This is a genomic window from Paenibacillus sp. GCM10027627, from assembly GCF_042675505.1.
GTDB lineage: Bacteria > Bacillota > Bacilli > Paenibacillales > Paenibacillaceae > Pristimantibacillus.
The window spans coordinates 422,061-436,500 of the sequence record NZ_JBHTHB010000004.1; the positions used below are offsets into that span (position 1 = coordinate 422,061).

General features: G+C 49.4%; 11 protein-coding genes. 4 read left to right on the forward strand and 7 right to left on the reverse strand.

Annotated elements, in window-relative coordinates:
• Nucleotides 1-44: 44 nt before the first annotated feature.
• The gene (locus ACFQZE_RS16570) at nt 45-1,808 is read right to left on the reverse strand and encodes a sensor histidine kinase (RefSeq protein ID WP_379358947.1); all 1,764 of its coding nucleotides are present in this window, start codon (nt 1,806-1,808) and stop codon (nt 45-47) included.
• A complete protein-coding gene (locus ACFQZE_RS16575) occupies nt 1,805-2,497 on the reverse strand; it encodes a winged helix-turn-helix domain-containing protein (RefSeq protein ID WP_379359293.1) in 693 nt (230 codons plus the stop codon). The genes ACFQZE_RS16570 and ACFQZE_RS16575 overlap by 4 nt, the downstream gene beginning before the upstream one ends.
• A 167-nt stretch (nt 2,498-2,664) precedes the next feature.
• On the opposite strand from ACFQZE_RS16575, the gene ACFQZE_RS16580 reads away from it, so the two are divergent.
• Both ACFQZE_RS16580 and ACFQZE_RS16585 read left to right on the forward strand, forming a co-directional pair.
• Complete coding sequence (locus ACFQZE_RS16580) at nt 2,665-3,873, forward strand: DUF418 domain-containing protein (RefSeq protein ID WP_379358949.1); 1,209 nt, start codon at nt 2,665-2,667, stop codon at nt 3,871-3,873.
• A 250-nt stretch (nt 3,874-4,123) separates the two neighbouring features.
• A complete protein-coding gene (locus ACFQZE_RS16585; protein WP_379358951.1) occupies nt 4,124-5,056 on the forward strand; it encodes a phosphatase PAP2 family protein in 933 nt (310 codons plus the stop codon).
• A gap of 206 nt (nt 5,057-5,262) precedes the next feature.
• Here ACFQZE_RS16585 and ACFQZE_RS16590 read toward each other — a convergent pair whose 3' ends face one another.
• From ACFQZE_RS16590 to ACFQZE_RS16605, 4 genes are all read right to left on the reverse strand, one after another.
• A complete protein-coding gene (locus tag ACFQZE_RS16590) occupies nt 5,263-6,489 on the reverse strand; it encodes an RtcB family protein (RefSeq protein WP_379358953.1) in 1,227 nt (408 codons plus the stop codon).
• A 63-nt stretch (nt 6,490-6,552) separates the two neighbouring features.
• Nucleotides 6,553-9,138: a metallophosphoesterase gene (locus tag ACFQZE_RS16595; protein WP_379358955.1), complete on the reverse strand. Its 2,586-nt coding sequence runs from the start codon at nt 9,136-9,138 to the stop codon at nt 6,553-6,555.
• Nucleotides 9,139-9,141: 3 nt separating this feature from the next.
• Nucleotides 9,142-10,407 (reverse strand): class I SAM-dependent methyltransferase, encoded by a 1,266-nt coding sequence (locus ACFQZE_RS16600; protein WP_379358957.1) that lies wholly within the window; start codon nt 10,405-10,407, stop codon nt 9,142-9,144.
• A 32-nt stretch (nt 10,408-10,439) separates the two neighbouring features.
• Complete coding sequence (locus ACFQZE_RS16605; protein ID WP_379358959.1) at nt 10,440-11,231, reverse strand: nucleotidyltransferase domain-containing protein; 792 nt, start codon at nt 11,229-11,231, stop codon at nt 10,440-10,442.
• Between the two features lie 200 nt (nt 11,232-11,431).
• On the opposite strand from ACFQZE_RS16605, the gene ACFQZE_RS16610 reads away from it, so the two are divergent.
• Together ACFQZE_RS16610 and ACFQZE_RS16615 are read left to right on the forward strand one after the other, a co-directional pair.
• Nucleotides 11,432-12,745 (forward strand): helix-turn-helix transcriptional regulator, encoded by a 1,314-nt coding sequence (locus ACFQZE_RS16610; RefSeq protein ID WP_379358961.1) that lies wholly within the window; start codon nt 11,432-11,434, stop codon nt 12,743-12,745.
• Nucleotides 12,732-13,586, forward strand: coding sequence for a WYL domain-containing protein (locus ACFQZE_RS16615; protein ID WP_379358963.1), 855 nt, complete (start codon nt 12,732-12,734; stop codon nt 13,584-13,586). Before ACFQZE_RS16610 ends, ACFQZE_RS16615 begins: the two co-directional genes overlap by 14 nt.
• A 116-nt stretch (nt 13,587-13,702) precedes the next feature.
• Here ACFQZE_RS16615 and ACFQZE_RS16620 read toward each other — a convergent pair whose 3' ends face one another.
• On the reverse strand, nt 13,703-14,413 hold the full coding sequence (locus ACFQZE_RS16620; RefSeq protein WP_379358965.1) for a 4'-phosphopantetheinyl transferase family protein: 711 nt from the start codon (nt 14,411-14,413) through the stop codon (nt 13,703-13,705).
• Between the last annotated feature and the right edge of the window lie 27 nt (nt 14,414-14,440).

Sequence of the window (14,440 nt, forward strand, 5' to 3'; positions counted from 1 at the left end):
GTCCGCCAATTCAACAACCTTGCCACTCCAAACGCTTCTTTAACTTAAGAAGAGGTCTTATTTCCATCGCCATCCTCAACCGCCGGAAAACGCATCGTAATTAACGTGCCTCGTCCCTTGCCGGAGTCGGCTTGAATGGTGCCGTTATGCGCCATAACAATCGATTTAGCGATATTCATGCCGAGTCCAACGCCATCGCTGCTCTCTTCCGTATTTGTCCCTCTGTAGTATCTATCGAACAAATTGCGCAAAGTTTCTTCATCCATGCCCCCGCCATTGTCTCTAACGAATAAAACCGCTTCTTCTTCCCACTGTTGCAGCGTTACCGTAATGGCTGTACCAGGCGGATTATGCTTGACGGCATTGATTAAAATATTGTCCATCATGCGCGTAAACCATTTATCGTTCGCCATCACATAAACGGGATGATCCTCCCCTCCATAATGGAAGACCACATCGCCGAGTGTAATGTCATTCACGTATTTCAGCACAATCCTTCTGACGAATTCGCCCAGTTCCACCCTCGTAACTTCAAAAGGAACCTGCTTGTTTTTTAACTGGAACGCAAGGGAAAAGTCCTGAATCAAATCGATCATATAATCGCTTTTTTCCCGAATCGTCTCTCCCATATCCCGCAGCTCCTCGTCGCTCCAGCCGAATTGTCCGCTTTCCAGCAGGTGACCGTAGCCTTGAATCGTGCTGAGCGGAGTCCGCAAATCATGCGAAATGCCCGACATCCATTCTTCGCGGGTTTTCTCCAGACGAAGGCGATCCTGCTCCGCTGCATCCAGCTTGGAGGCCATGTCGTGGAAGCCGTCGATCACTTCTTTATAAAGCTTGTAACGGCTGCGCAGCTTTCCGCTTTTCCGATAAATTCTTTTGCGTTCCTTTTCGGAGAGCGTATCCTTGTAGTTGCCTTGTCCCAGCCTCCTGAACCATTCAATAAACAGCAAAAGCGGCCTGCCATACCGATATCCGTGATAAATAGAAAACGCAAGCGTAGCTGCCAGGACAAACGCCCCCACCGCGCAGGACGCTATAATAAGATCCTTCAAAAACGGCTGCTTGACGTAGCTGCCTTGTTTCGCGTCATGGAGCACCCAGAAATAACCGGAATCCATGTCGGCATAAACCGAGACATTGGTGGGATAATAGCCTTTCAGCGTTTCCATCCGCACGAGTTCAAGCGGTTCGTACGATTGAACGGCGGTCGGCATACCGTACGTTTGCACTACCTTTCCGCTGTCGTCCATCACTTCCAGCGACCGTTCCTCAGCTTTAAGTTCTTTCGAAAGCTTCGCCGTATCCTCCGCTCTTGGAAGTCCATTTTGCGAATAGGTACGGAATATCGCCTCCACCGCAACGGCTCCCTCATTGACATGTCCAAGCAGAAACAAAGCGGAATTCGGCACGCTATCGTCCAAACCGGTCATCAAATCATAAGGACCAAACCTTTTCGTTTTTTGAATAGTTAGCAGTTGCCCCGCCGTATAGGAAACGGGAATCTCGTCCGGAGCATTGCTGCTGTACATCACGTTCCCTTTGTAATTGACGACTTGCAGCCAGTACCCCTGCTTTTGAAGCTGTTTTTCCCATCGTTTAGGGACGTCCGCGCTTTTTTCGGTCACGAGCGTTTCCGTAATAATAGCGTCCAAAGAAGCGGTAGGAAACGTTCGCTTTAAATCCTCATTCATGAGGAGCGACACGATCGTGAGAACAATAATAGCCATTATGGCAAGGACAAACACAAACAAAAGCAGCATTTGATATGTAAAATGGAGAGTCAGCCTTCTCCTTATGCTGCTCATAACGTCTTCTCCCTCACCAGCTTGTAGCCAAGTCCTCTCACCGTAAGGAGACATTCGGGTTCGCTCGGGTTTTTTTCGATTTTTTCCCGAATTTTTCGGATATGCACCATGACCGTATTGTCGTCCCCGTCGCCTTCCATCCCCCATACCGATTCATAGAGCTGAGCCTTGGAAAACACCAGGTTTGGATATTTGCATAAAAAATGAAGCAGCTGATATACCATAGCCGGACAAGAGACGGATTTCCCATCTACAATAAGCTCTCCAGCCGCATCATCGAGTACGAATCGGCCGAAATCGTACCGTTGCCGCTTCTCTTCAGGCGGAACCGCAGACAAAGCGCTGCCCCGACGCAGCCTGGCCTTGATCCGTGCAGCAATTTCGAGCGGATTAAACGGCTTCGTGACGTAATCGTCTCCTCCGGTTGCAAAACCAGTAAGCACATCCAAATCGGATGTTCTGGCGGTCAAATATATAATATGAGCACTCGAAATATCTCTTATTTTCGGACAGAGGTCAAATCCGGTCTGATCCGGCAGCATGACGTCCAGCAAAACGATATCAGCTCCGTGACGCTCGATCAGCCTGAGCCCATCGGCGGCCGTCTCCGCGGCATACAGATGACGGAAACCTTCCTTGCGCAGCGTCATCTCGATCATTTTCGTAATGGCCCGCTCATCGTCAATCATGACAATTCTGGCATTCGTATAATCCACTTGAATCCCCTCCGCCTTTATTTTACTATATAAATCTTAATTCCCGTTTAACGGCAGTAGAAATGTTTAGCAAAAAGTAAGCTTTACATAAACGTACGGTAATTACAAGTATTTACAATAGGCTTTAGAGGTGATTAGCGATGATTCAATCAAGCAACAGGCAACAAATCGTGGATACGATCCGCGGCATTAGTTTGCTCGGCATTTTGTTGTCCAATATGCTCATCTTCCAATTCGGAATGCTAGGCAAGGATGAGCTGGAGCTGTTCCAACTGTCGGCTTTTGAAAAAGGAATGCACGTTTTTGTAAAAATTGTTATCGAAAGCAGCTTTATGCCGATCTTTACGTTCCTCTTCGGCTTCGGCCTCTACAAAATGATGGAGAGCCTCGAAAACAAAGGGCTGAAGTTCAGAAGGATTTTATCGAGACGTTATCTTCTGCTGCTCGGGCTGGGTTTCCTTCATTCCCACTTCATTTGGGAAGGCGACATCTTGCTGTTTTATGGATTAATGGGTTTCTTCCTCTTTTTCTTTTTGAGAAGAAAAGCGAAGACCGTGCTCATTTGGGCAATCGTCCTGCTCTCCATACTAGGACTCGCGGGACTTATAGGCGGCAGTGAATTAACCGGTACCACGGGATTAGAAAAGGAAAAAGTCGAGGCTTACATTATTAAATCGAAAGAAGCTTACGGGAATGGGACGTACGGAGAAGTTATTGAATTCCGGAAAGAAGAATCGCCAATGCTTGAAGACGAATGGATGCTTCTCGTTGCTCTGCTCGTTGCGCCTTTGCTTACGGCGCCTTTGTTCCTGCTCGGCATTTACGCCGCCAAAAAGAACTGGTTCAAAAATCCGTTGGAAAATCGGCGCTTCTTTTTCCGAAATGCCTCTATCTTCATCCCGATTGGGCTCATTCTAAAAACGATAAGCAACGTTTGGCCGGAGTCTCTTCTTAGCGGTTTCGGAATTGCGGTTGGCGGAACGATTCTTGCTATCGGCTATATGATGGGTTTTGCATGGCTGCTGGCGGGCAGACAATCCTCCGCGCTCACTAACGGTTTTACGGCAGTAGGAAAGCTGTCGCTGACCAACTACTTGATGCAGTCCGTCATTGCCACTACTATCTTTTACGGCTATGGCCTCGGCTTGTTCGGCAAAGCAGGAGTAACGGCGGGTATCGGCATCGCGCTTGGCATTTACGTTTTGCAGATGATCGCAAGCTCGCTGTATTTAAAACGATTCAGCATCGGCCCGGTAGAATGGCTTCTGCGAATCTGGACCTACTGGAGTTGGAAGGGAAAACCAAAGCAGAAAGCGCCTAAAGCGCCGGATATTGGGGTAACTTCTTAACACATATAAAAAGAGAAGCAACGGCCGCAGCGGCCGGTTCGTCAAGGGTGAAGTCCCTTCCGTTCCGGCAGTTGCGGCCGTTTGCCATTTTTTAATGAGAATCGTATTCCCGGACAATGGCCGCCGATTATGTCGTTCCAATTTTTTCATATGGCTTATCTTTAAGCTCATTAAGCTTTCTTAGAGGCGGTTACAAATGTATAATAGATAGGTTCTAGTCAAAACCGCCATATGTGAAAGGGGCATTTTTTTGTCAGCCAAAAGCTTCAAACTTACGGTCCTACTGTTCTTGGCAGCTTGGATCATGCTTATGTTTTTTGTCGGCTCCAAGGAGCTTGAATGGTCCATTGCTTTATATAACGAGCAACATTCCGCGTTCGGCCGGTTTTTCGAAATATACGGCGAGCATCCCGCTTTCATCGTTTTGTTGGCTGCGGGCAGCCTTCTATATCGTACAAGCTATTACACACTGGGGAAAAAACAAATGCTCATGCGCCTCGCAGGCGGACTCTCTTCTACTGCGGGCGGTTTCGCTGTCGGCTATTTTACGCTCGCCCGCCAATTTGATATAAAAGGGCTCGAAGCTGTTCCCTTCAGTATCCTTATCGGCGCTGCGCTGATTATAGCCGCTCAGCTCCTGCTAAGACGCGTATCCGTCAAGACGATGCAGACCTATACTTTAGCTGCATGGGCGGGCATCGCTATCGTGGTCACGGAAATGATTTTGGTCAATGTGCTCAAAATTTCTTGGGGACGGCTCCGCTTCCGCAACATGAACGGGGATTATTCGCTATACACGAGCTGGTTTTTGCCGCAAGGCTTGCAACAGCACGGAATAGTGTCCCAGCATCACAAATCGTTTCCGTCGGGCCATTCCGCAAACGGCTGGACTATGCTGGCATGGGCGCTTTTTATGCCGATGAAGTCGAGCTGGCGCACCTTCGCGCTTGCAGCCGCCGTCGGCTGGGGATTGTGTACGTCATACAGCCGAATTATCATGGGCGATCATTTTGCGACCGATGTGCTGTTCGGCGCATTCCTAACGATTATCAGCATGATTTTTTGGTGCAAATGGCTGCATGTTCCGCTGTATCCGCTCCAGAACGGCTCTTCCGCCATATGGCATGGAGACGCTAGCTCCGAAGCCGCCGCGTCTGCCGAACAGAATGAGAAATTGTACTAACGCTGGCGCGCCTTTACCGGCGGCAAAGCCAGCTCATCCCTCCATTTAGTTATGCCACACGAACCACCAGAACCAGGTAAACAAGGTCAAGCTAACTCAAAAACTACTAATTAGAAAATGAAGGACCTCCATCACCATGGAGGTCCTTCTCGCGCCTGCACGGCGTCAAAATGAAGTGGCTGAAGCTTCTTATTCCACTCGACGATTCAATCCTTATATGGATCGAACTCGTCGGCACCGGCCATGCACACGCCGATCGGCTTCAGCACATGAAGCACATCGATCGTCTCCGCATGCGCGTCGAGCACCTCTTGCAGCTTCCGGTAGACGAACGGGCTTTCATCCGTCCCCGCCCCTCTTAGCTCTACGCCGAAGCTGGCGACAGCTTCGCGCATCTGCTCCGTCGTAACAGCTCCGCCTGACCGGCTTCGCGTCTTCCAATTCATTTTTCCAGCGGCCTGGGTCCGGCTCATGATGCGGCCAGCTCCGTGCACGGTGCTGTAATAAGACTCCCTGTTTTCTGCGGTATCCTTGCCTCTCACAATAACGGATATATCGCCCATGCTGCCCCCGATAAAACCAAGCTGACCGGGCGCGGAAGGAGTTGCCCCTTTGCGGACGACCATTCTTTCTTTGCCGTCATGCGTCTCCTTCCATGCGTAATTGTGGTGGTTATGCACTTCAAAGTCGGCTTCCGCTCCAACAATAGAAAGCACCTGCTGAATCACGTAATCTCTGCCCGCATAGGCATAGCGACCAGCCAGCTTCATCGCTCTGTAATACATATCGCCAAGCTCGCTATTCATATCGAACAGCACCGGCGGCTGGTCCATGCCCTCCCCTGGCGCCTTTCCGAGAAACTCCCGACCGGCCGCCAAGTTCAGAAATCCGCTGGCCGTCCTATGCCCAAAGCCCCGGCTGCCAAAATGATTGCCGATCCATAGTCTACCCGTCCCCGCTTCCTCAAACAGATCGACGTAATGGTTGCCGCTGCCGACCGTACCAAGCTGTTCGCGAGCCAGCTTCATCAGCTTTCGGTGCACGTCTTGGCCAAACGTCGCATATACGTTCCAATCGGGATCGTCGAACAGCTCATGATCCACCTTTTTATTATTGACCCGGCCTACGCCGAACGACACTTTGCGCGCCAATTCATTCATCAAGCTGCCGAGACGCGGTTTAATATCCGCGGCAAGCAACTGGGTCCGCACAGCTTTATTGCCGCAGCCAATATCGTAGCCCACTCCCGACGGGGAAATTTGTCCGTCATATACGACAACACCGCCGATCGGCTGGCTGTACCCTTTATGATGATCCGCCATCAAAAGCGCTTGTACGACATTGCCGTGTGCAGCGCATGTCGCCGCTTGAGACAGCGCGTTTTCTTCCGGCTTGCCCCAGACGCGGACTCCATTTATCGTTTGATAAGCCATCTGTAAACTCTCCTTAGAACAACCGACCCTACAGGCGAGGGTTGATTTTTTTTCCACCTAACCCTACAGGCGAGGGTCGATCTCTTTTTCTTTTGCCACCTCAAACAAGAGATTAGCTGTTATTTGCTTATACTGCTCGTTGTCCGGTGAGATGTCCCGAAGCTTAACCTCCAGCATGCTTTTCCCAAGACGATGCTCACTGAGCGATGTACGCAGCTTCGAAGCAATCTGTTTTTGTTTGATCAGTTTGCTGTATTTGTGAGGAAAACGGTAATCGTAGCCATATATAATCGACAAGTACCCTTCATTTCTTACCTTCAAAAATGGAACCGCTCCCGGCGATTCGTACTCGGGCTTGATGACGACGCCTTCCATCCCCTGCTCGACCGTTAACGTCCGGAAAAACTGCTCGGCCCGCTTATATGCGTCCCCCTCATGCAAATGAAGAACCAAATATTCATCGTCGGACAAAAATCCGTACATCTCCGATGTGCGCCCCTCAGGAAGCCGCTCCTCGCCATTTTCCAGCACTTCTTTCAAAATAGCAAACGGCTTGTAGGTCGCCTCGCCGTCCCCCGCATACAGCTCCATTTGCTGCTTATACATCCGGTGCGCCTCTTCATGCTGCTCGGTAGGGATGTAAGCACCCTGTATCTCTTTTACATTTTTGTAGTTCTGGTATACGCTCATTCCATATTTATTGCTTAATTCCGCTTTCGGCATCGTATGCTGATCCTTCTCAAAGCCGCTGCTGTCATATTGCTCAAAAAGTGCCGTAAGCGCCCCGTCGAATCCATATTCCTTCAAAAAAGACAGCTCCGTCTCCAGCGCCTTCTCAATCGGCTTAAACTGCCTTTCAATCAGCCCTTCGCCAAGCGCCTTCCACGGCAGCAGCTCGCCATCCAAAATGAGCGTATCAATGCCGCTTTCCTCCATATATCCGCCGAACTTAGCCAGCAGCGTTTCATAAATCGGCGCCATATCGACCGCTTTTATTTTGTAGCCGTTGCGGCTTACCGCGTAACAACGATCCGCATCGCGGCTCAAATAAAGATTGCATCTGGAGCCCATATACTTAGGCTGAAGAACGACATCGAAGATGCCCCGTTCCCGGAAATAGTCAAGCCCCTTCGCCAGCGACTCCAGTTCGCCCCCCTCCATATCCTTATCCGCCGGAGACATCGTCCCCGAAATATAGTTGATTTTGTGGCGAGTGCTGTATCGCAATCTTTTGATTGCGTCTTCATCCAGCTCGCGCAGCGTAACCTTCTTTTCCTCATGAAACAGGACATGAAGCGGCTCTTCGACCGCTGCGGCGAGGGACCGGAACGACTTAATAAACGGTTTGAACGTCACCGTAGCCGCGCTTAACAAGTTTCCATGTACGCAGCCCGTATCGAGGTGAATTTTATTTTTCAGTCGGAAAGCCTTTTTAGCGGCAATATGTCCAAAAAAGTGAAAGGGATGATTGCTCACCGCCTCCTCTTTTAGAAAAGACAGCTGCTGCTCCGCGCTTTCATCGCGGTCGAGGCGGAATCTGCGCTGATGGCGCACGGAATTGGCATCCAGCTTGCCGATATATTTGTTTTTGCATGGAGCATGCGTCACATAGTAGGAAGGACCATACACGCCATTAAACCGATAAAACGGCTTCGCCAGCTCCGCCAGCTCATAAAATTTGCCGCGCAGCTCCGCATCGCCTTCCAGCACTTCTATCGAGTCAAAATAGTTTTGGATGATTTCCGATTCCGCTCCCTTAATGTCCCCATGCAAATATTTATACACAAAGTTTTCGTGATTGCCCGTCACAAATAAAAAATGATCCTTGTTATCGTGCAAAAACTCAATAATCTCACGCGTTCGTTTTCCTTTATCGATCCAATCTCCTGCCAGCACAATCTTCGTATTTTTCAACTGTTCCGATGCGATCAGCTTGCCGCTTTCCACTTTAAAGCCGTATGTAAGCAGCAGCCCTTGCAATTCCGCAACGCATTCATGCACATCGCCAACGATAATATATTTGTAATCCCTTGAAAGATGCGTAGAAAGGTACGCCTCCCAATCCGTGACCTTCACCGAATAATCCGGGTTGCGCAGCCCTGTATCCGCATGGATAAAATCTTTGGCCCGCACCTTATGAATATTTTCGTAGCCTTCTCTTGAGATAACAGGCAAAACATCCTTTTTCATTCTCGTAATATGATTGCTGATCAACTTTTTGGACCGTTCCGAGTGGTAATAATCCTCCCGTCTGCGGTAATCGAACAAGACGACCTCCACGTTATAGTTGTTCATGTGCGCCGCTTCGCGCACTTTGGCGCGGAAGTCTTCCGCCAGCCCCGTCGTATCCAAAATAACAAATTCCGCATTGATCGGAAAAGAGGTCGCCAGCTTCAGCCTGTCGAACAGCAATTGAAAGGCATGAGAGCTCGACTCCAACATCACTTGGTCGTATTTATCGTACGGATAACCAAGCAGTTCCTGACGGATGGCGTCCGATGCCAAATATTGCACGTTTGTTCGGGCATTCGCTCCTTCGTTGTACATTTTTAATTGCGGAAGGAGCACCTCTTGGGCAAAAGTTGACTTGCCGCATTCCGACGGCCCTACCAGCATAAAAATCGTATGTATTTTCGTCTCGATGATCATCGGTTATGCCTCCTTTCCGTATATCGTTACGCCTAGTGTAGTATGCACGCCGTTTACGCTGTCTCCTATAGGGACAAACTCGTACTTCACGTCATAGCGAGCCAAAATATCCGTCATCCATTGCCGGAAAGCTTCGTCGCCCATCTCCCATTTATGATCGTCATGGCGATAGTCTTCCAACTCATAATACGTGTTAAAATCGGCGTTTGGCGTCGTGATGATCAGCCGGGAGAATGACAGCTCCTTAACAATCGTATGCACAAGCTGAGCCGCTTCCTCCTCGTTCATATGCTCCACGACCTCCGTGAGCAAAACGTCGACCCCCTCGCCGTTGTACGATTCCAGAAAATGCGCAAGCGACCGAAACAAAGCGATGTTATCGATTTCTTTGGCCGCTGCTTTTCGTTCCACGACGGGATGCAGCTCTTCATCAATATCGATGGCGTAGTACATGTCCTCTATTTTTTTAGCAAATGGAATGGCATAGAACCCTTCGCCGCAGCCCACATCGACAATCGGCTTATCAAACCGAAGGACGCCCGAAATAAAGCTTCTCCTCTGCTGCGCCGTTCCGCCATATTGCAGCTTAATCTCGTATCTCTCGCTTTGCTCGATAAGAGCCTTGTATTGATTGAATCTTTCTCTTGTCGCCAAAAAGTTTCTCGCAAACAGGCTGCGAATATAGAAGGGAGCGTCGATCACATTTAGGCTGCGGATATATTTGTCCAAAATAGATTCCGAAATATCGATATATTCTTCTCCGAATAGGGAAAGGAACAGGCAAAGCACGCTCGTCATATGGAGAAGATGATATAAGCTTTTTTCCGTCCTAATCGTTAGAGAACTGCTCTTATTTGATTGCGGCTCTACGATAAACGTGTAGTCTTTCATATGCTTTTGAAAAAACGGAATATAATGCGCCCGATCCATATGGATCATATTTATAAAAAAGGTATGCTCATAGCCCGCTGCATCGCTCTCTTCCAGCCCTTTAAACGGAGACGAAAAATATTCGGTAATCGCATTAAGGGGAAACATCGGCGTGTTGTAGCGAGAGACGTTCAAATATTCAAAGTCTTCCTTTGCATGGCGCTTATAGGACACTCCATTGTCCGCATCCTTGAAATAAACGTTGAACGTCGAATCATCCGAATACCAGCCGTAAGACATCCCTTGTCGGACCGTTCTGAGCACCATTCCGGCGCCCGGATTTTTCCGGATTAAAAATGAAAATTGCGGGTTTGTCGATCTCAGTTGCACGATAGCCACAGCCATCTTCCTCTCTCTATATGTAATTCTAATTAGCTCCTAGCGCCCCACACCTCGTTTAAAGCGGAGCGGAACAAAGGGTCCAGCATTTCATCGGCGTTGGTTGCAGCAGCCGGCATACTTGCGGCCGTCTCCGCTAAACTCGTAAGCTTCTCTTCAATAAATTCGTTCAGCAGCGCGATGCGAGGCTCATAATCGAGCTCCTCGCCAGCCCTCTTCCGGGCCAGCATCTCCTTGACGATTCCTCTTAATACGCCATCCTCCGGCATCATTTCATCGGCCAGCTTCTCAAACTCAATCGGCGGTAAAGTACCGAAACGAATGATCCAGTCACAGGCCAATATCGGACGCAGCACGTAAAAATACTTTTTGACCCGCACGCTGTCGCGCTGCAAATAGGTTCGATAGTTTCCGTTTGCCATATGCAAGTAGTGATAAACGCTCGCTTTTGGCGAAAAGGCGACGCTCCTTAACTCCCTCAACCGCTCTGCAACGCTGCTCGTTTCTACATAACCTATAGGGGATTGCAGCCATTCCATGAGCGGCGGGTTCGATTTACGAAACAATCGCAGCGTCTTCTGCAAATCCCAACCGCTTATATCGAGCATATCGTTAATCGGACGCTCAATGACATCTCTTTTGTTGAAGATAGACAAATACCATTCTACCGGACGAATATAGATAAACCGGACATCGTAGTCGCTGTCCTGCGACGGAAAGCCCCAAGCGCGGCTGCCCGATTCGCAGGCGTACAAGATTTGAACGTTCTCCTCTTGCTCCAGCTTCTGCAATTCCTGCTTAATGGTCTCATTTATATTTTTCATTCCTGTCCCTCCTCAGGCAAAACAATGAACCGTTTCCAGACACTTTTTACATTTTGCTCGATTCCAGCAGCCGCGAACAGGGTGAAAGTATGGCAATGCATCGATTACCAAGTAAATTTTTCGTCCCATTTCCACCAGCAAATTCATTTGATAGAATAAAAACCATATTGCCAAAACGGCTTACTAGAGGTGACATTGGGATGGCACGTGAAAGCTTCGACAAAGAGATTCAATTTCTCCGCTTGCTCGCTTTAACAGGGGGCGCTTACAATAGGCAGCAATTCGCCGCAAGGCTCGGCGTCTCGGTCCATACATACGACAAAACGCTGAAATATTTAAAAGATATGATGAACGCCTCGCAATCCGGCTTAACGGCAGAGCAGGACGCCGAGCTGACAGAGGGGCTGCGCTACAACCATTACGAATCGGCCGACCCGCTGCTGTTGTTCCTTTACCGGGCGAAGTCGCTTAAGACATCGGAAAGCGTCCGTTTGGCGCTGCTGATGTCCGCTATGCGGGATAAGGATTGTTCCGCTATGGAGCTGCTGGATCTATGCAGCGGGACTATGCCGGACGACCTGCCGCTTCCCGACGAGAAGACGATTCGCGGCGACCTGAAATATTTGGAGGAGGTCGGTGTCATCCGCAAAATCGGGACCAAACGCCCCTACCGCTACAAGGCGGCAAGCGAGCTTTTGCATGAATGGTCCGACGATGAACTCATCGATCTATACGATTTTGTCGATGTGATGGCCAACACCGGAGTACCTTCCGTTCAAGGCTATTTGCTGCGCGATACGTTAAAAAAGTCGCTGATGCAGCGTGGGTTCGACTCTGGAGCTATGGAGACGCATTTGTACAAATATCACTTTCACTCTCGTATTTTGGACGAGGCGCATCTCTACATCATCTATAAAGCAATCCAAAACCGTCGCAAACTAAAGTTTCTTTATCTCTCGCCCAAACGGAATCAGCGCTACACCTCCCAAAACACGAATCCTCTGTTTGAACGGCCGACAGAAGGTGTATCTATGACCGTAATTCCCCTTCGGGTTATTTATGACCATCAATACGGCAGATGGTATCTGTTCGGGCATCAGGATAAGCGCGGGCTCTCCAAATTCCGGATGGAAGGACTGACTCAAGTCGAGGAAACGGACGAGGTCGACGAAACCTTTTTCGCCAATCAGCTTGCCTATGTCAATGAACGTTTGGAGCAAAGCTGGGTATCCGATACGGGACGTTCGGTGAAGGTGGTCGCACGCTTTTTCAACCCGGAGGGAGTGCCGAATAATTTTGTAAAAGAAAGAGTTCTCTCTCAAGGCCAATGGGGCGTCATTACGGAGGAATCGGAGCAATCGTTTGTATATGAAATTGATATAAACGGCGTGACGGAAATTAAGCCGTGGCTGAGAAGCTTCGGCTCCAGCTGCGAGGTGCTGGGTCCACGGGGACTGCGCAAGGAAATGATTGCGGAATGGAAGGAGATTCAAGGCTACTATGAATCCGTTTGAGAAAATATTTAACTATCAAATTATATCGCGACTCCATCATACCGGGGATTTTGCCCTTACCGCACAAGAGAGATCGTGGCTCAAAACGATGCTGGAGCATGAGACGGCCGAAAACGCCTTTGCCCCGCATACGTTATCCAGGATGAAGCAGCTGCTAAGCGAAGAAGTCGATTTCCGCCTGCAAGATATCATCATCGAAAAAGGGAAAAATCGCCAACGTCACGTCTATCATCCTCTGCTGCGCCAGCTGCGCCGCCATATTTTGGAGGGCATAGGCGTCAAAGTGGACACCCGGCTCAAAAATGGAGAAACGAAAACGGAACAAACCGGAATACCATACAAGCTGGAATATTCCATGGTCAAGCGCGAATGGTCACTGCTCTGGTACAGCACGCGGCGTCATTCGCTTATGTCTACCAAGCTGCACAATATAACGGCACTGCAAGAGTGGGAGCTTTCTCCCGAGAGCGTGGAAGCCGCAAAGTCGCGCATGCAGCAATTGTTAGCCGGGCGCGTACGGAAGGCGGTCGTAGAGGTTATGCCCGCCTATCACGCCGAGCTGTCCCGCATCTTGTCGGCGTTCTCCTGCTTTGACAAAACGGTGCAGTATGACGAGGAAACTTGGCAATACCGCATTCATATTCAATACCTTGCCGACGAGGCCGAATATTTGCTGTCCAAAATCCGCTTCCTCGGCTTGCGGGTGAAAGTGGCGGAAGGCGACTACTTCATCAAGCGAATGCTGGAGGCCTCTACAAAAGCTTTGATGCGTTATGAAATCGAGCCGGAAGGGCAAGCTCCTCAACCGAAGCCCGTGCAGGAAAAAAACGAATCGGCTTGATTAAAACCGATAGATCGCATAGCAAAAAAGCGCCACCGATACGCCGGAGGAATGTTGCTCGCTTCCATCCCGCGTTTCGTAAGGGCGCTTTTTTAGCGTGCCTGTTCTGCCTTGTCTTACATAATGCCAAGAGTCCAATCGCATTCCAAATGGACCCGCAAATCGTCGATATTCCAATGGGTAAGCGCAGTCGGGAACCGGTTATCCGACGAGCAAGCCGCCAGCTTGTATCTTGGCTCCAACTCGTAGGTTTTGAAATAATAAGGCTCCGTAGCCGGATCAAGCACAATAGACCCGTCGTTCCTAATGGAAATGGAAAACGTATGGAGCGGAATGGAAAGTCCCTCGCCTTTCGCTTTAATATAGCTTTCCTTCAGCGTCCATAGATCATAAAAATAAGAGAGCCGTTCTCTCTCATTTTTGTCCATAATGTCCTCGTATTCTGCCGGAGCCATATAGGACTCCGCTATGTTCGTATCAATCGGGCGTATTTCCTCCACGTCGATTCCGATAGGAACGTCGCTTAGAAACACGGCCACCCAATCTCCTGAATGGGAGATATTGAATTGAAATTTTTCAAAGCCGCACAAGGCGGGTTTCCCGAATTCATTTTCAACAAAGCGAATATGCTCGTTTGACAATCCCAGCCGGCTGACGATGGCCGCACGGACAAGCGCCTCTCCAAGAAGCGTGCGATGAGTGTCTTTCAGCAGCCTAAGCCGCTTTACTTTGGTCCGCTTCTCCTCCGAAACAACTTCCAGCAGCCAATTGTAACGATCCGTCTCCATGATGGACGGTATTTTCAGTACGATAATTTCGGCACTCACTTCGCCCACCACTCCTATCCTCTATTT